Raw genomic sequence first — 19,816 nt, forward strand, 5'->3', positions numbered from 1 at the left:
GGAATCGTCCATGATTTCATCTATTGCTGTTCCCAATTTCACAAATATGTCTGACTTGCCCGACCCTACAGCACAATCGCCCTGGATCGATCCGCTCAACGATGGCAAAAGTCGAATCGCGCTGCTGTCGCATATGGGCAGTGATTTAGACATTGTGAATGATGCCAGGGCTAGCTTTGATAAGGTGTCGATCGATCTCGATGACAAAGACATCAAGCTGATTCGCTATCTAATTCAGCATCACCACACCTCACCGTTTCGAGGTGTGGTGTTTAAATTCAAAGTGAAAGCGCCGCTCTTTGTCGCACGCCAATGGTGGAAGCACGTTATCGCCTCAAGCCACAACGATGAGCAAGTCGGTTGGAACGAAAAGAGTTTTCGCTATGTGGCGATCGAAGATTCCGAAGACTTTTACATTCCTGCTTCATTCCGTCAGCAGTCCAAGAGTAATCGACAAGCAACATTCGGCGAGATTCCCGAAGCGCAAAACCAAAAAGCGCTCGAAATCTACCGCGCTCAATGTGAAGCCAGCTACAAGGCTTATAAAGACTTGCTTGAACTTGGAGTCGGTCGAGAGCAAGCGCGAGGCGTTTTGGTTCCAAGCGTCTACACTTCTTGGGTTTGGACAGTTTCATTGCAAGCGGTACTCCACTTCATCGGACTGCGAAAAGGCGAAGGCGCGCAGCAAGAAATTCACTTCTACGCCGATGCCATTTCTCAATTGATTCAGCCGATCGTGCCGCAAACGATCGGCGCTTGGGAAGAATTGAACCGATCGTTCTAGTTTCTTCTCAAAGCATCGAGAGAACTTTGCGCCAAATTAGGTGGCAGAGTTCTCTTTTCTTTTAGAGATTCCACAGAAATGAATCGCTCACGCAGTAAGATTTTATGGAATCTTCAAACAGCCGATTCACTCATTGGGATGCGACGAGGGACACGTAGAAAGGAAGAGCAATCATGAATATCATTGAACTATTTGAAAAAGGCGGCATAACGATGCTGCCGTTGTTTGTTCTCTCAATCTTGTCGCTTGGAGCCATTATTGAGCGATCGTGGTTTTGGTTCAACGTCCTCAATAAAGAGAAAGAAGTCGCCGGACGAATTCTCGAAACTTCGCGGCGCGATTGGGATGGGGCAGTTGAAATTGCGCGGCAGTCTTATGATCAGCCGATCGGACGCTTCCTTTATGCTCCGATGCGCTTGCAAAATCCCGATCCGGAGCTGTTTCGTCTGGCGCTGGAATCTTCTGCCGATGAGGAGATCGCTTCAATGCGGCGCGGCGACAAAATTCTCGAAGCTGTGATCGCGCTGGCTCCACTGCTCGGACTGTTGGGAACTGTGATCGGTCTAATTCTGTCGTTGCGATCGATCCGAATCGGCGATATTGGAACCGCTTCCACCGCCGGGGTAACAACCGGGATCGGGGAAGCGTTGATTAGTACCGCAGCGGGGCTAGTTGTAGCAATCTTCAGCCTTGTGTTTTACCGCATCTTTCAAGGATTGATTTTCAATCAGGCGAAGATCTTTCGTCGCACAGGCAACGATCTAGAATTGCTGTACCGCCAGAAATGGCAACTAACTCACAATAAGTTCGATCGCAAAGACGGTTAGCCCCTCACTCGATTCAGCGTTATGAAAATTAATCTCGACTCTCCCACCGATGAAGCTCAGATCCAGATCATTCCGCTAATCGATGTGATCTTTTGTATTCTGACTTTCTTTATCCTGGCTGCACTTCAACTGACTCGTCAGCAGGGCATCGGATTAGACCTGCCACAGTCGCAAACGAGTAGCGTTCTGATGAGTGAAATGCTTGTCATTGGTCTAGATTCCAATGGACAAACTTACTTGTCGAATCAAGGACAGCGACAACTGATCGATCGCTCTCAACTCTTACAGCTCGTTCAGGCGTACCACCGAGAGCAACCCGAAGGATTATTAGTCCTCGAAGCGGCTCAAACTGCGTTTTATAACGATGTGATTCAGGTGCTGGATGTGATGAGATCGGTCGCCGCTGATAAAGTTGCGCTTTCGACTGCACCGGGCAATCAGCCGGGACAGCCACAACCTGGACAACCACAAGCGCCCGGAACGATCCCGCAAATTACTCCGGCTCCAAACCTCATTCCCAGTCCGACTGCTCCAACGAACGTCGCGCCGATTAATCCGAATCTCACGCCGACCGCTCCGGCTCAGCCTACTGCTCCACAGGCTCCGGCTCCTTCAAAGACCGTTCCAACCGCTCCCGGTGAAGCAGTTCCTCAATCTCCGTAGTGAACTCACTTTGTCCAAACATCTGAATATCGCCAAAAGAGATGTCTTCTGATTTGCACGTTTTTCAAGAATCGGGAGTACATCTTTTTTGCTTGAGAGATTGTCAAATATTCATCAGTCCGAAGATGTTCGCGCATTGCTGCGATCGCTTCTATCGACGGCTGTTTTCCCACTGCTCAAGAAGGGCAAGGCGATCGAAATCATTCCGAATCTTCAATTGCTTATCCACGCTCAAGCTGGAACTGATTTTGCGATCTTAGCCAGCAGTCTCAATGCCTCATTAACTGAAGCTGAATCTCGAAAAACCTCTGCCACATCTGGATCGAGAACAACGACATTGCTAGATTTCTTGAACGCTTCGTAATACTTCCCTCTCACTCCGCCTGAAAAATCATATTCAGGAAGCATTTCATCGTCTTCGTGTAAATTATTCTCCTGATTCATAAACCCTCCTTTCTTTTTGAGTGGCTAGACGAGCGCTAATCAGCCGAATTTCACCGTCTCTTTCAGTATGCGACACAATCAACAATCGAAATCGCGTCGAGTTGCCGATCGTGACCAGTCAAATTTCTCCGATGGAATGTCTCGGATCATCGATCGTAATCGCTAACGGATCAGCAAAAACAGTCACTGCTTCTTCAAACGTTACTTCATGTTTTTGTTCATTAGAGCTTGCCTTGTGTCGATCCCATTGAAACTTCATTTCAGGTTTTTGACTTCCAAACGCCTACTTGCGAGTAGCTCGGCTCCATTCGACATATAAGTTTCAGGCTAAACAACCTGTGAAATATTTTACGGGTAGGCAATCCACCTACCCACCTGAATAAGTTTCGGAAGTAAAACTACCGACTCCGGATCGGAGTACCGCAAGGATAAGTTGCAACAGATTGACGTTCCGCACCTGAGATTGACTCCGTAGCCAGATGAGCAGGCTGGAGTTTTGCCGCTTGATAATCTGCTTTCAGCTTCGCCAGCATTGCTTCACGCTGATCGTACAATCGCTTCAACGGACGTGGGGCACATTGATTGATCACATACGCCGTCATGATTGGAAGCGCGATCGTGCTGTCGGTATAGCAGACGATCGTATTTGGCAACTCATCGGGATCAACTTTGCCCCAGCTTACCGCTTCATTCGGCGTTGCCCCCGACAATCCACCGGTATCCGGTCGAGCATCGGTAATCTGCACAAAGAAATCATGTCCGCGCTCTTCCAAACCCAACACCTCATGCAATTGAGGCTGAGTTTGCAGCAGGAAATTCTTCGGACTGCCGCCCCCAATAATCAGTGCAGCACTCTTGCCCTCAATGTTGGAATTACCAGACTCACGCGCAGAATACACGATCGCCGCTGTCTCATTCACATCCAGTAGCGGATCAATTTGCAGCTTCGAGCCTTCCAGCGCCATCGCCGCCAAATTCATCCCGATCGAACTATCTCCCGGCGACGAAGTGTAGACCGGAACACCGCACTCGTAAGCCGTTGCCAGCAAAGAAGGATGTTTTACCCCCAGCTTGCGTTCCACCTCATGCACATATTTACCCAGGAGGTAATGAAACTCAGCCGTTCCCATCCGTTTCTGAAACGGTTCCGCCTGAATAATTTGGCGGATAAACGCATCCGTTCCGAGCAGCACATCGTAATCAAAAATGATGTCGTAAATGCGAATGCGCCCCTCGTCACGCAGTTTCACATCATCGACAAACGGATTGCTGGCGTAGAGATCTAGCCCCAAACCGTAATGCAGATCGTGATACAGATTTGCACCCGTGCTGATGATCCAATCAATAAAGCCATTCTGCATCAAGGGCGCTAACACCGAAGTTCCAAAACCCGCCGGAGTCATCGCTCCTGACAAACTCACACCAACCGTCACCCCTGCTTGCATCACTTCGCGGCTCAGCAGATGGCACACCTCGCGCAATCGCGCAGAATTGTAAGCGGTAAAATATCCGTCGATTAAATCCACCACGCTAATATCATTTGGAATGGGGGCGGGTGTAATCTTGCGGCTAAGAAGCTTGGACATTGTGATACTCCAGAAAAGGTCAAACGCATAGAGTGAAGACAGACAAAATGAACCCAGGCTGAAATTTGCAACGCAGCTATGACCACTGAAAACTTCAGAAGTTATCCAGCACAAACTAGACCGCTTTGAGCCGATCGCACTATTTAAGTTTAAGAATTCCCGTTCATAGAGAATCCGACCGATCCAGTCCGTGCGGTAATTAGCTTCTCAAGAGAGAAGAACGATCGACGAACCTAAAGTTACAGATCGGTCAGTTCATACTGGGAGCTTCGCAGCGATCAACCCAAGATAGCGTCGGATCGCACTGCCCTATGCGCTTCAATTTCAGCTCCAGATACCACAGCGGTCGCCAAGGATATCCAGTTAAAGAAAAACGTTTCAATTCTGTTCTCTTAACCTGCAACTGCTACAGATAGCCTCATCCTAGCACTGTTAAAAAAAATGGCACGTTTTTATTAATAGCTTCCGCTACAGAGTGAACACAAATACGCTACAATCTATCGCCCTATCATTCTACTGAAATCATGTCTGACGCTTTAAACGCGGAACAGCACCGCCTGAAAATGCAGCGCCGCAAACAAGTCCAGGATCAACGCATTGCCGATCGCACCCGTGAAAAAGGCTTGATTATCGTGAACACCGGAAACGGAAAAGGAAAAACTACTGCAGCTTTAGGAATGGTGTTACGCTCCTTGGGTCACGGCTACAAAGTCGCGATCGTGCAATTCATCAAAGGCGCATGGGAACCTGCGGAGAAAGCTGCATTCGAGCACTGGGGCGATCAGCTTGAGTTTCATGCAATGGGAGAAGGCTTTACCTGGGAAACCCAAGATCGCGATCGCGATATTCTCAAAGCCACAGAAGCCTGGGAAAGAGCACTCTCTTATATTCAGAATCCCAACTTTCGATTAATCTTGCTCGATGAAGTCAATGTCGCTCTGAAGCTGGGCTACCTCGAAGTAGAAACCGTTTTAGCAGGACTCGACCAAAAACCAGAAGACTCTCATGTCATTCTCACCGGAAGAGGGGCACCCGCAGCTCTCGTTGATCGAGCAGATCTCGTCACCGAAATGACGATCGTGAAGCATCCCTTCCGCGAACAAGGGATCAAAGCTCAGCCGGGAATTGAGTTTTAATTGCATCTTCCAGGTGAAACAATGCAATCCGGAGCTTCACGGAGGGGCGATCGTTCAGTCTCTCAAGGGGAATTATTTTCAGTATTCACTCTGAAGCAATATCGGATAACTCTGTATAAATTCTTCTAAGTGTTGCTTGCTCTGTTGGTTCGGCTGAATTGAGAATTTCCTAGAAAAGCGCTTTTTGACCTCTGACATCAGGGAATACTACGTCAAAAGTCGGTAGCAATTCAGCCTAAATCAGCACACTATGACTTCACCCACTCTTATTCAAAATCCACTGATTCCATCGACCCAGAGCGGCTCCCTCAATACCAACACTCCTACCACTAGCTTTCAAATCGATCTCAGAAATTTTCGGAGCAGTGCAGGAAATTTTTCATTGACGGATCTGTCTGGTGATGCAGATCTCCGAGTGTTCCGAGAACCGGCAATGACTGACGGCACCAGGGTCTTAGTCGGAGAATCTAGAAATCAAGGCAAGCTTTCTGAGTCGCTTTTACTGGGGACAGGCGCTCTGACCCCCGGAGTTTACACCATAGAGGTGTCGCTTGCCCAAGACGCTCCAACTGCAAATTACAAGCTGAATGTTGCAGTTAACACTGACGCTAGCCTGAGCAATATCTTTTGGCGTAATGCTCCTGGCGCTCAATCTGCTGTCTGGAGAATGGATGGCACAACTGTTGCAGGGGCAACATCGCAGGAAGATGTCGCCTCAGATTGGCAAGTTCAGGGCATTGCAGACTTAGACGGGGACGGAGAAGAAGATCTCCTCTGGCGCAATGGTCAGGGGCAGGTTGCTTTCTGGACATTTAAAGGAGGAGAGGTTGCGAATGCAGGATTTTCGGCAAATCTCTCAATTGGTCCAGAATGGCAGATTACCGCTGTAAAGGATCTCAGTGGCGATGGGCAAGCAGACCTTGTTTGGCAAAATACTAGTCAAGGACAAGTTGCGGTTTGGCAACTTAAGGGTGGAGTATCGGTCAACGGAAACTTAGTTAATGTTGGTCCGGGTTGGAGAACTGTTGCAGCCGTTGATCTTGACGCAGATACTAGATCAGATATTATCCTCCAGAACCTGTCAACTGGCGACTTCGCATTCTGGCTGATGAACGGTGCTGAGATCAGACGTGGAGCTTTAATTAAAATTGCACCTTCATGGCAACCGCAGCTCTACGGTGATTTCAATAGCGACGGCAAGACAGACATTGTACTGCGCGATCGCTCCACAGGTACTGCGGCAATTTGGTTGATGGATGGAACCAGTATCAGTCATGGTTGGATGACGGCGGCAATTTCACTAGACTGGCAAATTGAGGCGTTAGGCAACTTTGACGGCAGAACAAACAGTGGCAACGGCAACAAAGACTTGCTGTGGCGCAACCGCAGAACAGGTGAAATGGCAATTTGGCTGATGAATCCGGATGGCAAGAGCTTCTCAAGCCAGCAATTTGTCCAATTCAACGGCAGCAACTACAACAACGGCGCAGGCTGGACGATCGCCGGAATTGGCGATTTTAACTATGACAGCAAGGAAGATATCATCTACCGAAACGACCAGCAGGGGGGAATTGAAATCTTGCTGATGAACGGAACAAATATTAGCACCAGGAATGCCCCGGCAAGTACGATCGGCAGCCCCTGGAGAGTTCAAGGCATCATGCAGCGCAAAATTCAAGCCCAGCCGTTTGAAATTAGCGGACGTTCCCAATCGGGGGGCTATGTGGCAGCGACGGCTTTCAACCTGGGCTTGTTAGATGGAAGCGCAACTTACCGGGATAGAGTACAGTTCAATGCGGCTGACTACTTCAGATTCAACGTTTCTACTCAGTCGAATGTGACGCTCAATGCGACAGGCACTGGAGTGACCCTGGAACTCTTCCCGATTCTGCAAAATGGCACCCTTGGAAGCGCGATCGCGGCTACGCCTGATATGCTGCTGAATGGGGGGGCTTACGCTGTGAAAGTGTCCACAACCCGGACAGACTTAGCCCCCGACTACACGCTAAGCGTAACGGGCAAACCCAAGACCACTGATGTTGCGGGAGTCTCCTTCTCGTTGCTGGACGCTGCACTTGCGCTCAATCCCACACCTGAGCCAGGCAGCGGTCAAGTCTTCGAGAAGAACCGCCTCACCGCGAGATTCAAAGTTAGAAACAACAGTTCGCTTGCGATCAATAATCTTGAAGTTGGTTTCCGAATTTCGCGTGATGGTCGGATTGACACGACGACAACAGCAGATGCACAACTTGAGATCGGAGGGACTACAGGCTCAACGCTGCCCGTTTACACCATCGCATCTCTGGCAGCGGGTGCAACAAGTGCTGAGATTGAAGTTCAACTGGTCTTACCCGATACCGCCGCAGACTTCTGGTTTGTGGATGGACAGTACACGATCGGGATGGTCGTCGATCCCAACAACAAGTTGACTGAAGACAACGAGAGCAACAACTTCAACGTAGCGCTCAACACCGACAAGGGACAGCTTGCTGTAACTCGGACAGAAACGATCGAGCTGGTTGGCTCGGATATGCGGGTAACGAGCGGAACCTTTGCACCAGATCAAACACTGAGAGTGTCATTCACGCTGCAAAACCTTGGAAATCGAGCGTTCCCTAGCGACACTGCTCTTCCACTCCAGTTCTATCTCTCTTCAGATACAACTCTAGATCAAACCACAGACATCCCCTTAGAGGTTTGGGCAGCAGGCACTACCTCTGGCAATTTCAACCAGTTCTTCGTCGATGCTCCAGCAAGTGGCACGATTCTGGGGGCAAAAGGTAGCGGATCGGATACGAGGATGCTAGACCTTAACCTCAAGCTTCCTCCCGAAACTTCGCTGGCGCGCGGACAAACCTATTACCTCTCAGTCTGGATTGATCCGGCAGAAAATACGGCCAAAGAGGCGGACTTCACTAACAACAGGATCGACCCATCAAAGGCTGATACTCCCGAAGACACGATCGGCAAGAACTACATCAAGTTCACTTACAACTAACTCAATTGTGTCTGATAGACAGGGACGCTGGTGAAGCGTCCCTGTTTTTTATTCTTCTTGAGCGATCGCAGGCAATGTGCACTGCATTGAAATGTCGCTCGTCTTCGGGAAAGCATCCAGAAGTTGGGCGAAGAGCTGGGTATTGAAGCTGCGGGGATCACGTCGCGACCTTGATCGATCAACAAGCTGATGGGTACTAATGCGATCGTTGGAAATGCCTGTTTTGGCGACTAGCCAAGCCAAGGACTGATATTGAGCGCGAGTGTAGCCGCTATGTCTAGCTCCATCGTCTCGTCCATCAGGCGGTGTCACTAGCGAGATATGGTAAGCAAAATTGTTGACAGAAGGCGGAAAGGTGGGATTTGTTTTGACCGCTTCTTCCCCTTTATTGCCATTAAACACAGAGTTTCCGGCTCCAAAAGCACGACGATCGGGCGGAACGAGATAAACCACATTACCGTTTTCCCGAATGAGAGCGTGATAGCTCACTTGATCATTATCATTCGGGTGGGGCGTTCTAAAGTAGTTAATCGCAGAGCTGCCCGACCCCACGGTTTCATGCAGAACGACGATCGGCTCATTGCTGACCGGACGACCGTACAGATCTTGAGCAAATCGTCGTCCGAAGTTTGAAGGATGTGCTAGAGCAACTTCTTCTCTCGGTTGATAAGTCGAGCTAGGGGGCGAGTCTTGGCGGAATCGACTCAGAGAAGGAGTGCCTTGAATGGCGGGAAGATTTCGGGGTCTACCGCCTCTTGAGACGGGTTTAATGGCACAAGCGCTCGATAGCAGATCGCTTGCCTCGGCAATATTTTGCTGAAAACTAATCAACCGGGGTTGGGAGGTCTTGATCCGAAGCCCATCGAGCCATTCGGCTTGTCCCGATTGAACAGCAATCAAAAATGTAGCAAACCCGACTAGGACGATCGCAAGAACCTGAAAAAGCCTCTTCATGTGTTGTGGAAGTTATCCTGCTAGAGATCAAAGATCAACTTGTGCTAATCGTGGAACAAGATAGAGTTTTCTCGAGTTTAGTTCCAGAGCGGAGTCAATTCAGAGAAGCGTGATTTATTACACGCAGCATAAAAATGGGATACGTAGGCTCTTACCGCCCCTGCAATTTAGCGACTTTTTCTTCTAAAGTTTTGATTCGTTCACGTAATTCAATCACCAGGGTTGCGAGTCGATCGAACTGGGCATCCGTGAACTTTGTTGATCGTGGAAGCGTTGGAGAGCTTGAAGGAGAGGGAACTGAGACTCCAGCGCGGGGACGGCTTGCAGACAGTTGATTTAACTCCGAGCGAATCCCCACAAGTTCAGTTTCGATCCGCGAAAGCCGCGATTCTACTAATCCGATCTGTGCGTCGGCAGGTGAAAATAGCTGAGTTACAAGCGAGATCAAAACGCTGAGACTGAAGAAAACAAGAACATTTTTCATCATTAGATTTCTGGTGCTTGTTTGATCAAAATGGTTCATTACAAGATTATTTCTGTACCCGGATAGACTAGACATAAGCCAACTTCAGCGAAAAAGCTTGAAGTGTTGAATGATTCCCAGCGATTTCTTCGCTTTTGGCTTAGGGTCGATCGTGCATCCAGGAAACAACTTTTGCGGGACTGCTTATGTCTGTCATAGCACCTGCAAATCTGATTCAACTCGCGATTCGTGCTTTGATTAAGCATAATGGCTCTAAGAAGCCAGCGTTATGGCTCAAGCAAACGATTCAAGTTTCTGAAGCTTTGCATTACCTCCGTTGATATCCCATTTGTTGCCAGTCTTAACATTCTGTTACATAATGAATGGAGCAAGGTTCTAAAAATGCTTATGTTTGGCGGATTTACTGGCTTCAAGCCCCCCACCAATAACACGGACTTCGGCGAACAGATGCTGAACTCTGTGTTGAGTCAATCGATTCGCCATCTGTTTACGCAGAGTGAGTCTGTGGATGTTTCACTCAAATGTTTTCCATCAAGCAAGCTGTTGCAGGGCAGCATTGACAGCTTCAAAATGAGCGGACGTGGGTTGCTGATCCGCCGTGAATTCTGGGTTGAGGAGATGTGGTTTGAAACCGATGCGGTGTCGATCGATTTCGGCTCTGTCCTATCGGGTAAGATTCGCCTCAAGCAAGCGGCTCAAGCTGTTGCAAAGGTCATCCTTACAGAAGCGGGTCTAAATAAGGCATTTCAGTCTGAACTAGTTAAGCCTCGAATGGAAAACATTACGGAAGCGTCATTGATGAATCTCTCCGGGGGTGAACCTGTTGCCTTCTCGGAAGTTGTTCTGAAGCTTCTGCCCGAAAATCAAATCCAGATTTCTGCAAAAGCAGCATTACCGAATGGACTCATTCCAATTTGCTTAACTGCAACGATCGCGATCGAACGTCGTCGTCGCATTCTGTTTCAAAATCCACAATTTATTGTTGATGACATTCCTGAAGCTCAACGTGGAGTGTCAGAGCTTTTGAGCAATACCTTTGCTGAGATTTTAAATAATATGGTGGATCTCGATCGATTTAATCTTGATGGTGTGACGATGCGCCTAAATCGCTTAGAAACTGAAGACGATAAGCTGATTTTTAGCGGTTATGCAGAAGTCACGCATTTTCCGAAACAGGGTTAATTATCTTAGCCTGACTTGTTCCAACTATTCTGCAAAGTTATGGAACAAGAAATTTACGAGTCTTGGAATCAGAAGGCTCAAGATTGGAATATTCAGGTTGGTGAGCCGGGAGATCGCATTCTCAATTCTGATCCGGTAGTGTGGCAGTTTTTGGGAGCGGTAGACGGGCGCGCTGTTTTAGATGCAGGTTGTGGAACCGGATATTTATCACATCAAGTTTGTCGAAAGGGTGCAATCGTCACCGGAGTTGATCTTGCGCCAGAGATGTTGGTGATCGCGCAACAAAAAGCACGATAAGGATTATCGATCGACTTTCACGAAGATTCCTGCTCAGAACTCAAAACGCTTCCAGATGAACACTTTGATTTGCTTGTGTCCAATTATGTTTTGATGGATTTACCTGATTTAGAAGAGACAATTCTCGCTTTCCAACGAGTGTTAAAGCTGGGTGGGATTGCGGTTTTGGTGTTTTCACATCCTTGTTTTGATCAAGGAGCCGCCGTTGTGAATGATGCCTCTGTTGCGTATCACTGGAAAGAATCATACTTTGGACGGCAAAAGCGCCAAGATCCGCCTTGGAAACACTTCACGACTTCGTTTATCTGGTTCCACCGACCTCTATCAGACTATTGGAAAGCGTTTAAGTTGGCTGGTTTTGATGTAGTTGATTTTGAGGAACCGAGATTAGGAAGCGATCGGACGCATCTCGCCAAAAATGAGCAAGAATTCTTCAAATATCAAAATCTTCCTTATTCTGTTGCCTTCAAGTTGTCAAAACCAATCGATCAAGCGTGATGCAAGCCATTAACAGAGTTTTCGCCGCATTCAATTCAAGATAAAGCGCTGTTACGAGCGACGCAAGAGCAAATTAATCAAGTCCTGAGCCGTCCCTCAAATGACGATGTTCACGGTTATTTGAGGGTTTTGGTGATGTTGATTTATGAGTATGAAGAACAAACAGAAGCTTTTCCTGGATTAACAGACGAAGAACGGATTCAGGCGCTTGAGGAAGATTCAGCTAATTAAATCGCCACGATCGTTCCCCGCTTCATTCATAATGGGTGGTTGTTCTAAAGTCGCGATTTCTCATGCCTAACTGGTTCATTGCTGGCGGAGTTGTGATGATTCCGTTGCTGCTGTTTTCAATTTTGGCAGTGGCACTGATTCTAGAACGATCGCTGTTTTGGGTAAAAATTTCTCAGCGTCAGCAGCGAGTCGCTAGAGAAGTGATGAATGTTTACAAGCGCAATCCGATCGCTGCCTTTCAGATGTTAGAGAAAAATTCAGATTTACCGATCGCTCGAATCTTTCTTGCAGCTTTAGAGCTGGAGCAAGCCACGCCTGAAGAATTCCGGCTGGCACTCGAAAGTGCGGGTATGGCAGAGATTCCACTGTTAAAACGGTTTAACACGGTGTTTGATACGATCGTCGGTCTCGCCCCGCTCCTTGGCTTACTGGGAACCGTAACCGGACTAATTACTTCATTTGCTTCATTGCGCTTGGGGGATGTGGGAGGAGCCAATACACTAGGGGTAACGGGTGGAATTAGTGAAGCGTTGATTTCAACCGCAGCAGGCTTGGTCGTTGCCATTTTTACGCTATTTTTTGCGAATCTCTTTCGCGGTTTGTACACCAAACAACTCGCACTGATTCAAGAATACGGTGGACAATTAGAATTGCTTTACCGTCGTCGCCACGCTATCTGAAAAACTGTCGAGGAGTTCCCGATGCGTCTTCCTGAAGAGCCAGACCTACCCCCGCAAATTTATCTTGCGCCTCTGATCGATGTGGTGTTTGCGCTGTTGACATTCTTTATTATGTCTACGCTGTTTTTAACGCGATCGCAAGGTCTCCCCGTTTCGCTTCCGAAAGCTGTCACGGCTGAAGCCCAAAAAACAGCTCAAATTGTGGTGACGATTAATCCAAAGGGAGAAATCGCAGTTGATAAAAAGCCGATTGTGATTGATACGCTTCCAGCGACAGTGCGTGAAATCTTGAGCCGCAATCGCCAAGCGGTTGTCGTAATCAATGCCGACGAAAGAGTTTCGCATGGTCAAGTGATTACCGTAATGGATCGATTGCGATCGATTCCTGGGATTCGGCTAGGAATCGCAACTCGTCAGTCGTAACGAAAGTTAAAGAAAGTAAAAAATTTGCTGCAGCGATCCCCTTGACTTCGATCGCGCTTAATGCAGAAACGGGCGTTTTAACTGTTTCTTAAGTTTTCATATGCCAAACGTTACATCCAGGTAAATCTCATAACATTTTTTTATTAATCAACACAGATTCTCTAAACTAAGGCTTATTGAAATCCTGATATGATTCAGATCAGTTCGCGCCTATGCACGGGAGAGCAGCGAGATTCACAAACTGTCTCCAAACATGGGATCATGTATGGCAAGCTGATCCCCAGTGTCAAGGTGTAATGCCAGCCACATCGGTCAGGAATTTCCTGGTCACTGTTGGTGATGTCTGAATCAAGGTTTTCAATCGTTTTCATTACAGGAAGGGAGATATGTCCTACGCTCAAACCAAAACCCAGTCCAAAGCTGGGTATAAGGCTGGGGTACAAGATTACCGTTTAACGTACTACACCCCAGACTACACGCCTAAAGACACTGATATTTTGGCAGCGTTCCGGGTGACTCCTCAACCTGGCGTTCCTCCGGAAGAAGCTGCTGCTGCGGTTGCTGCTGAGTCTTCCACGGGTACCTGGACGACTGTGTGGACGGACTTGTTGACCGACCTCGATCGCTACAAAGGACGCTGCTACGATATCGAGCCTGTCCGGGGTGAAGATAGCCAATTCATCGCTTATATTGCATATCCTCTCGACCTGTTTGAAGAAGGATCTGTAACCAACCTGCTGACCTCGTTGGTGGGTAACGTCTTCGGGTTCAAAGCGTTGAAAGCGCTGCGTCTCGAAGACCTCCGCATCCCGGTTGCTTACTTGAAGACCTTCCAAGGACCGCCTCACGGCATCCAGGTTGAGCGCGACAAAATTAACAAGTACGGTCGTCCGCTACTTGGATGTACGATTAAGCCGAAACTCGGTCTGTCTGCGAAGAACTACGGTCGTGCAGTGTACGAATGTCTGCGCGGTGGTTTGGACTTCACCAAAGACGACGAAAACATCAACTCGCAGCCGTTCCAACGCTGGCGCGATCGCTTCTTGTTCGTTGCTGATGCAATTCACAAGTCGCAAGCTGAAACGGGCGAAATCAAAGGTCACTACCTCAACGTGACCGCTGCAACTTGCGAAGATATGTTAGAGCGTGCGGCATTCGCGAAAGAACTCGAAATGCCGATCATCATGCACGACTTCTTGACCGCAGGTTTCACAGCAAACACGACTCTGGCGAAATACTGCCGTGCGAATGGTCTGCTGTTGCACATTCACCGTGCAATGCACGCGGTGATCGATCGTCAGAAGAACCACGGTATCCACTTCCGCGTGTTGTCGAAGTGCTTACGGATGTCTGGTGGTGACCACATTCACACCGGAACCGTTGTCGGTAAGCTCGAAGGTGACAAGGCAATCACACTTGGTTTCATCGACTTGCTGCGTGAAAACTACATCGAGCGCGATCCGTCTCGTGGTGTTTACTTCACCCAGGACTGGGCTTCGATGCCGGGTGTGATGGCGGTGGCTTCGGGTGGTATCCACGTATGGCACATGCCTGCACTGGTTGAAATCTTCGGTGATGACTCGGTGCTTCAGTTCGGTGGTGGAACCTTGGGTCACCCCTGGGGTAACGCGCCGGGTGCAACGGCAAACCGTGTTGCATTGGAAGCTTGTGTGCAAGCTCGGAACGAAGGTCGTGACCTCATGCGTGAAGGCGGCGACATCATTCGTGAAGCTTGCCGCTGGTCGCCAGAATTGGCTGCGGCTTGTGAACTGTGGAAAGAAATCAAGTTCGAGTTTGAAGCTGTTGATACCGTCTGATGACCGTTTGATCGCAGATTTTAGATTTTGGATGGGGCGATCTCTGTCCAGAATCTAAAATCCAAAACTCACAATCCAACGTATGGATCTGAAGCGAATTGCGAAAGATACGACAAAGACACTGATTAGTTATTTGACGTATCAAGCAGTCCGGGTTGTTTATGCTCAGCTAGACGAAACTGATCCAAAAAAGGCTTACTGGCTGCACAAGTTTTCCTCACGAGAAAGCATTACAGACGGTGAAGCGTTTATGGAAGCGATGTTTCGAGAACGGCAAGATTTGGCGTTTCGGATTTTAACGGTGAGAGAACATCTTGCCGAGGAAATCGCTGATGTGCTGCCGGAAATGTTGCGATCGTCGATGCAACAAGCAAACATGGAGCAACGCCGCAAACAGCTAGAGCGCATGACGCAACTCGACTTAACGACCGAATCGCAAGATTCTGACTCTGAAAGTAATTGACGACCTAATCATTGAGGATTTCATGAAAACTCTACCCAAAGAGCAGCGTTTTGAGACGTTTTCCTATCTGCCTGCTTTGACTGATGCTCAAATTGCGCGTCAGATTCAGTACACGCTTGATCAAGGGTATTTCCCTTGTATCGAGTTCAACGAGTCGTCTGACCCGACCGTTTACTACTGGACGATGTGGAAGTTGCCTTTGTTTAACGCAACTTCTCCCCAAGAAGTGCTGAACGAAGTGCAACAGTGCCGTTCTGAGTATGGCAATTGCTACATCCGCGTGGTGGCGTTTGACAACATCAAACAGTGCCAGGTGATGAGCTTTATCGTTCACAAACCGGGTTCAAACAATAGCGGCTACCGCTACTAATTTTGATTCGCAGTTGGTTCTGCGATCGTTTTTAAAGGAGATGGACAATCCATCTCCTTTTTTATTGTTCAGATTGTCCAGGGTAAATGGGGTACTGCCATGCGTAACAGGGAAACCTAACAGCGAAGTTACGTAGATAAAAGAATCAATGGACTTACAACGCCTTTATTGGACGAAAAACGTAAAAAGCGTAGAGCCTAACAAAGAATGGGCTTATCCCAACCCTCAAACTCCGTTTAAGTTGGAATGGAAGAACTGCGAGAACAACGCCAACAAACCGCAACGTAATGACCTAATTCTCCTGCGGCAGCGTGGCTACGTTACGCCCTAGTCAAAGTTCTCGATGACAAGGCTGACCGTAAAGACTTGAAAGTGGAAGGCGACTTTAACTTTTATCGCGAAGTTAAAGTGATATGGACAATTAATAATCCACCTGATGAATTCAGGGCAGAGGTAATTTTTGAATACCCAGCCGTTCTTAGTTATCAAGGCGGCAATGTGATGAGGCTAGAAGAACTACCAACCTTTAGAGAAGCTTGGGACTCTAAAGGCGGGATTTCTGCTTTCCAGAAATCTGTCCAGGCAAAACTTGACGATGTAAAAGCTGGTTAATTGTTGAGCGTATCTGGACGATAATTCAGCTTCTCTGTCTCTATTGCGCTCTACCTTGAATTCAATTTATAGAGGTTAGAGCGCTTTAATCTGCGATTCTCCCAGCAATAATTGAAGGAATGATGCAAGGGAAAACACTATGCCAGCGATCGTTAAACTCAACGTCGAAGCACTCGCAGAAGCGATCGATTCCCATCCCGCGCTACAGTAAACGGAGATTTGCAAGGAAAGATCAATGCGTTGCTGGACTTCTTGGATTGCTCTGTTTCTCTGTTTCGTCGGCTTGACTGGATGCAGCTTGCCGCGCGTGAGCGCAGAAGACCGATTGTTTTTGCCACTGTCGATCGAGTTTCTCGGTAGCTACACTTTGACCGATAAAGCGTTCAAAGAAACGACGATCGGCGGACTTTCGGGGATTACTTACGATCGTAAACGAGATCTCTATTACGCCATTTCGGACGATCGCAGCGATCGCAATCCCGCCCGTTTTTACACGCTGAAATTGCAGATTGCTCAGAACACACTCAAATCGGTCGAAGTTCAGAACGTCACGACATTAACTGATGAGACAGGGCAACCGTTTGCGAAAGGAACGATCGACCCGGAAGGCATTGCATTATCGCCGCTCAACTCTGTGTTTGTTTCCAGCGAGGGAGTGACGAAAGACGGGATTGCACCCTTTATTGGGGAGTTCGATTTGCAAACCGGGAAACTGAAGCGGAAGTTGCAGATGCCGGAGTCGTATTTGCCGGATGCAAAAGGAATGACGCAAACTCGCGGAGTTCGGGATAATCTCGGATTTGAAGCGTTGACGCTGAATGCAGGCGCTTCCACGGCTCCCTCTGCTGAACCGTTCCGATTGTTTGCCGCGATCGAGTCCCCGTTAGCCCAAGATCTTGAACTGCCAACGACAAAAGAAAGTCTGTTGAATCGATTGCTGCATTATCAACTGATTCCCACGCGATCGACATTGATTTCAGAACACGCTTATCCGTTAGATCCGAAACCCACAGGCGCATCTGATTCTGGACTGACTGAACTATTGTCGATCGATCAAGGTGGGCATTTCTTGAGCTTAGAGCGATCGTTCGGAGTGGGTGGATTTCAGGTCAAACTGTTTCAAGTTGCAACTGGAACGGCAAGTGATACGTCTTCGATCGAATCCCTGCGTGGAGCGAAGGTGAGACCCGTAAGAAAGGAGCTATTGCAAGATCTCAATCAGTTAGGTGTTCGGATTGATAACTTGGAAGCAATGACGATCGGCGCAAGATTACCAGATGGATCGCATAGCTTAGTGCTGGTCAGCGATGACAATTTCAGCTTAGGGCAAGTGACACAATTCTTGCTGTTTCGGCTCAAGGGACTAAAAGGATGATTTGTCGGCTGCAACCCCTTACAATAAAATCCAAGTCTCGATGAAATGGCTATGACACACTCTACTGATATTGCAACTTTGGCACGTTGGATGGCTGCGGATTTCAGCAATCAGTTACAAGCCTTTGAAAATCCGCCGATGTATGCTCACATTCGCGTGTGTATGCGTCCGTTGCCGTTGGATGTGCTTGGTGGAGTCGGATTTTTTGTTGAGCAAGCCTACGACTATATGCTGAATGATCCGTATCGGTTGCGAGTATTGAAATTGATCGATCGCAACGGTTACATCGAAATCGAAAATTACCAAGTGCGCGATGAACAAAAGCTGTATGGAGCATCCCGTGATTTGAACCGCCTGAAGGAATTGAAAGCAGATCAGCTAGAAAAGCTTCCAGGCTGCAACATGATTGTGGAATGGACGGGCAGCAGCTTCAAAGGACGAGTCGAGCCTGGAAAAGCCTGTATGGTGACTCGCAAAGGCAAAGAAACTTACTTAGATAGTGAATTTGAGATTGATGGAGAGCGATTTACCAGTCTCGATCGTGGACGCGACCCGGAAACCGATGAGCACGTTTGGGGATCGGTCGCAGGTGCATTTGAATTTGTGCGATGGGCAAGCTTTGCCGATGAGGTACAGATTTAGTAATTTTGAATACACCGTAGGACAATCACACTTCCGCCATTAGATAGATATTGGGGTGAATCGGAAGATTACAGTTAAGAATTCAGGCGAACTCGCTGCGAATTGCGATCTTCTGAGTGCCGAAACCTGGTAGATTTGGCAAAGTATCCGCAGGAAAGATTGAGCAAGCATGAAAGTCCTAGTTATTGGTGGTGATGGATATTGTGGTTGGGCAACTGCGCTCTACTTGTCGAATCGAGGGCATGAGGTTGGTATTTTAGATAGCTTAGTGCGGCGGCATTGGGATAATGAATTGTGTATTGATACGCTGACCCCGATCGCGCCGATTAAGCAGCGTCTGCAACGCTGGAAAGACCTCACAGGCAAAACGATCGATCTTTTTATCGGCGATATCACGAACTACGAGTTTCTCAACAAATCAATGGAGCAGTTCCAACCCGATGCGATCGTGCATTTTGGGGAACAGCGATCGGCTCCGTTTTCGATGATCGATCGCGAACACGCCGTTCTCACTCAGGTCAATAATGTCGTCGGAACGCTCAATCTGCTCTACATCATGAAAGAGAAGTTCCCCGATTGTCATTTGGTCAAACTTGGAACGATGGGCGAATATGGAACGCCAAACATCGATATCGAAGAAGGCTACATTACGATCGAACACAACGGACGCAAAGATACGCTTCCGTACCCGAAACAGCCGGGGAGTATGTATCACCTCAGCAAAGTTCACGACTCGCACAATATTCACTTTGCCTGTCGGATTTGGGGTTTACGCGCAACGGATCTTAACCAGGGCATTGTGTACGGCGTTCTGACCGAAGAAACCGGAATGGACGAACTGCTGATCAACCGCCTTGATTATGATGGTGTGTTTGGAACGGCGTTGAATCGATTCTGCATTCAAGCAGCGATCGGGCATCCGCTCACGGTCTACGGAAAAGGTGGACAAACGCGGGGATTTCTCGATATTCGGGATACGGTGCGCTGTGTGGAATTGGCGCTGGAAACGCCTGCGGCTCCGGGTGAGTTTCGCGTGTTTAACCAATTTACTGAACTGTTCGGGGTGGCAGAAATCGCCAACTTGGTTCAGAAAGCGGGAAGCGCAATGGGCTTGAAAATTGAGGTGCAGAACTTCGATAATCCCCGCATCGAGAAAGAAGAACATTATTTCAATGCGAAAAACACCAATCTCTTGGATTTGGGACTGCAACCGCACTATCTTTCGGATTCATTGCTCGATTCGTTGCTGAATTTTGCTGTGAAGTACAAGCATCGCGTGGATAACAGCGAGATCCTACCAAAAGTAACTTGGAAGCGATAATTCAATTCAAAAAGCGATGGTTTTCGGAT

The 19,816-nt window shown here is 48.1% G+C and carries 21 protein-coding genes and 2 pseudogenes; 18 read left to right on the plus strand and 5 right to left on the minus strand.

The features are described 5' to 3' along the window. The first annotated feature begins 10 nt into the window (after positions 1-10). The 3 genes from thyX (at position 11) to NC981_RS01435 (ending at position 2,274) form a co-directional block, all read left to right on the plus strand. A complete protein-coding gene (thyX, locus tag NC981_RS01425; protein ID WP_348241237.1) occupies positions 11-784 on the plus strand; it encodes an FAD-dependent thymidylate synthase in 774 nt (257 codons plus the stop codon). A gap of 173 nt (positions 785-957) precedes the next feature. Next, entirely contained in the window at positions 958-1,611 is a 654-nt protein-coding gene (locus NC981_RS01430; RefSeq protein ID WP_348241238.1) for a MotA/TolQ/ExbB proton channel family protein, read from the plus strand. 21 nt (positions 1,612-1,632) lie between these two features. Then, positions 1,633-2,274 carry a biopolymer transporter ExbD gene (locus NC981_RS01435; protein ID WP_348241239.1) on the plus strand — a complete coding sequence of 214 codons (642 nt, stop codon included), beginning with the start codon at positions 1,633-1,635 and terminating at the stop codon, positions 2,272-2,274. 231 nt (positions 2,275-2,505) lie between these two features. Here the strand turns inward: NC981_RS01435 and NC981_RS01440 are convergent, their stop codons facing one another. The 3 genes and pseudogenes from NC981_RS01440 to speY all read right to left on the minus strand — a co-directional run bounded on the left by NC981_RS01440 (position 2,506) and on the right by speY (position 4,304). Further along, positions 2,506-2,718 (minus strand): hypothetical protein, encoded by a 213-nt coding sequence (locus NC981_RS01440; RefSeq protein WP_348241240.1) that lies wholly within the window; start codon positions 2,716-2,718, stop codon positions 2,506-2,508. Next, positions 2,702-2,977, minus strand: a pseudogene (locus tag NC981_RS01445) (BrnT family toxin). Before NC981_RS01445 ends, NC981_RS01440 begins: the two are co-directional and overlap by 17 nt. 139 nt (positions 2,978-3,116) lie before the next feature. After that, positions 3,117-4,304, minus strand: a complete 1,188-nt coding sequence (speY, locus tag NC981_RS01450; protein ID WP_348241241.1) for a deoxyhypusine synthase — start codon at positions 4,302-4,304, stop codon at positions 3,117-3,119. A 524-nt stretch (positions 4,305-4,828) separates the two neighbouring features. Between speY and cobO the strand changes: the two genes are divergently transcribed. Both cobO and NC981_RS01460 read left to right on the plus strand, forming a co-directional pair. Beyond that, complete coding sequence (cobO, locus tag NC981_RS01455; RefSeq protein ID WP_348241242.1) at positions 4,829-5,440, plus strand: cob(I)yrinic acid a,c-diamide adenosyltransferase; 612 nt, start codon at positions 4,829-4,831, stop codon at positions 5,438-5,440. Positions 5,441-5,690: 250 nt separating this feature from the next. After that, positions 5,691-8,438: an FG-GAP-like repeat-containing protein gene (locus tag NC981_RS01460; protein WP_348241243.1), complete on the plus strand. Its 2,748-nt coding sequence runs from the start codon at positions 5,691-5,693 to the stop codon at positions 8,436-8,438. Positions 8,439-8,486: 48 nt separating this feature from the next. Here NC981_RS01460 and NC981_RS01465 read toward each other — a convergent pair whose 3' ends face one another. Continuing rightward, the gene (locus NC981_RS01465) at positions 8,487-9,392 is read right to left on the minus strand and encodes a peptidoglycan recognition family protein (RefSeq protein ID WP_348241244.1); all 906 of its coding nucleotides are present in this window, start codon (positions 9,390-9,392) and stop codon (positions 8,487-8,489) included. A 151-nt stretch (positions 9,393-9,543) separates the two neighbouring features. Next, positions 9,544-9,876: a hypothetical protein gene (locus tag NC981_RS01470; protein ID WP_348241245.1), complete on the minus strand. Its 333-nt coding sequence runs from the start codon at positions 9,874-9,876 to the stop codon at positions 9,544-9,546. Positions 9,877-10,061: 185 nt separating this feature from the next. Between NC981_RS01470 and NC981_RS01475 the strand changes: the two genes are divergently transcribed. The 13 genes and pseudogenes from NC981_RS01475 to NC981_RS01535 all read left to right on the plus strand — a co-directional run bounded on the left by NC981_RS01475 (position 10,062) and on the right by NC981_RS01535 (position 19,787). Continuing rightward, a complete protein-coding gene (locus NC981_RS01475; protein WP_277881328.1) occupies positions 10,062-10,196 on the plus strand; it encodes a hypothetical protein in 135 nt (44 codons plus the stop codon). A 67-nt stretch (positions 10,197-10,263) separates the two neighbouring features. Further along, positions 10,264-11,058, plus strand: a complete 795-nt coding sequence (locus NC981_RS01480) for a DUF2993 domain-containing protein (RefSeq protein WP_190375982.1) — start codon at positions 10,264-10,266, stop codon at positions 11,056-11,058. Positions 11,059-11,097: 39 nt separating this feature from the next. Continuing rightward, positions 11,098-11,853 (plus strand): annotated as a pseudogene (locus NC981_RS01485) (class I SAM-dependent methyltransferase). Between the two features lie 293 nt (positions 11,854-12,146). Then, a complete protein-coding gene (locus NC981_RS01490; protein ID WP_348241246.1) occupies positions 12,147-12,764 on the plus strand; it encodes a MotA/TolQ/ExbB proton channel family protein in 618 nt (205 codons plus the stop codon). A 21-nt stretch (positions 12,765-12,785) separates the two neighbouring features. Next, positions 12,786-13,187, plus strand: a complete 402-nt coding sequence (locus NC981_RS01495; RefSeq protein ID WP_190375979.1) for a biopolymer transporter ExbD — start codon at positions 12,786-12,788, stop codon at positions 13,185-13,187. Between the two features lie 386 nt (positions 13,188-13,573). Continuing rightward, the gene (locus NC981_RS01500) at positions 13,574-15,004 is read left to right on the plus strand and encodes a form I ribulose bisphosphate carboxylase large subunit (RefSeq protein WP_348241247.1); all 1,431 of its coding nucleotides are present in this window, start codon (positions 13,574-13,576) and stop codon (positions 15,002-15,004) included. A gap of 82 nt (positions 15,005-15,086) precedes the next feature. Continuing rightward, positions 15,087-15,467, plus strand: a complete 381-nt coding sequence (locus NC981_RS01505; protein WP_348241248.1) for a chaperonin family protein RbcX — start codon at positions 15,087-15,089, stop codon at positions 15,465-15,467. A gap of 22 nt (positions 15,468-15,489) precedes the next feature. Continuing rightward, positions 15,490-15,837 (plus strand): ribulose bisphosphate carboxylase small subunit, encoded by a 348-nt coding sequence (locus NC981_RS01510; RefSeq protein WP_190375976.1) that lies wholly within the window; start codon positions 15,490-15,492, stop codon positions 15,835-15,837. Positions 15,838-15,985: 148 nt separating this feature from the next. Next, entirely contained in the window at positions 15,986-16,168 is a 183-nt protein-coding gene (locus NC981_RS01515) for a hypothetical protein (protein ID WP_348241249.1), read from the plus strand. A 41-nt stretch (positions 16,169-16,209) separates the two neighbouring features. Continuing rightward, positions 16,210-16,449: a hypothetical protein gene (locus tag NC981_RS01520; RefSeq protein WP_348241250.1), complete on the plus strand. Its 240-nt coding sequence runs from the start codon at positions 16,210-16,212 to the stop codon at positions 16,447-16,449. Positions 16,450-16,684: 235 nt separating this feature from the next. Further along, positions 16,685-17,824: an esterase-like activity of phytase family protein gene (locus NC981_RS01525; protein ID WP_348241251.1), complete on the plus strand. Its 1,140-nt coding sequence runs from the start codon at positions 16,685-16,687 to the stop codon at positions 17,822-17,824. Positions 17,825-17,875: 51 nt separating this feature from the next. Further along, positions 17,876-18,466, plus strand: coding sequence for a chromophore lyase CpcT/CpeT (locus tag NC981_RS01530; protein WP_348241252.1), 591 nt, complete (start codon positions 17,876-17,878; stop codon positions 18,464-18,466). A gap of 169 nt (positions 18,467-18,635) precedes the next feature. Then, positions 18,636-19,787 carry an NAD-dependent epimerase/dehydratase family protein gene (locus NC981_RS01535; protein ID WP_190378161.1) on the plus strand — a complete coding sequence of 384 codons (1,152 nt, stop codon included), beginning with the start codon at positions 18,636-18,638 and terminating at the stop codon, positions 19,785-19,787. Positions 19,788-19,816 lie beyond the last annotated feature (29 nt).

The sequence above is a fragment of the Leptolyngbya sp. DQ-M1 genome, assembly GCF_039962505.1.
GTDB lineage: Bacteria > Cyanobacteriota > Cyanobacteriia > Leptolyngbyales > Leptolyngbyaceae > Leptolyngbya.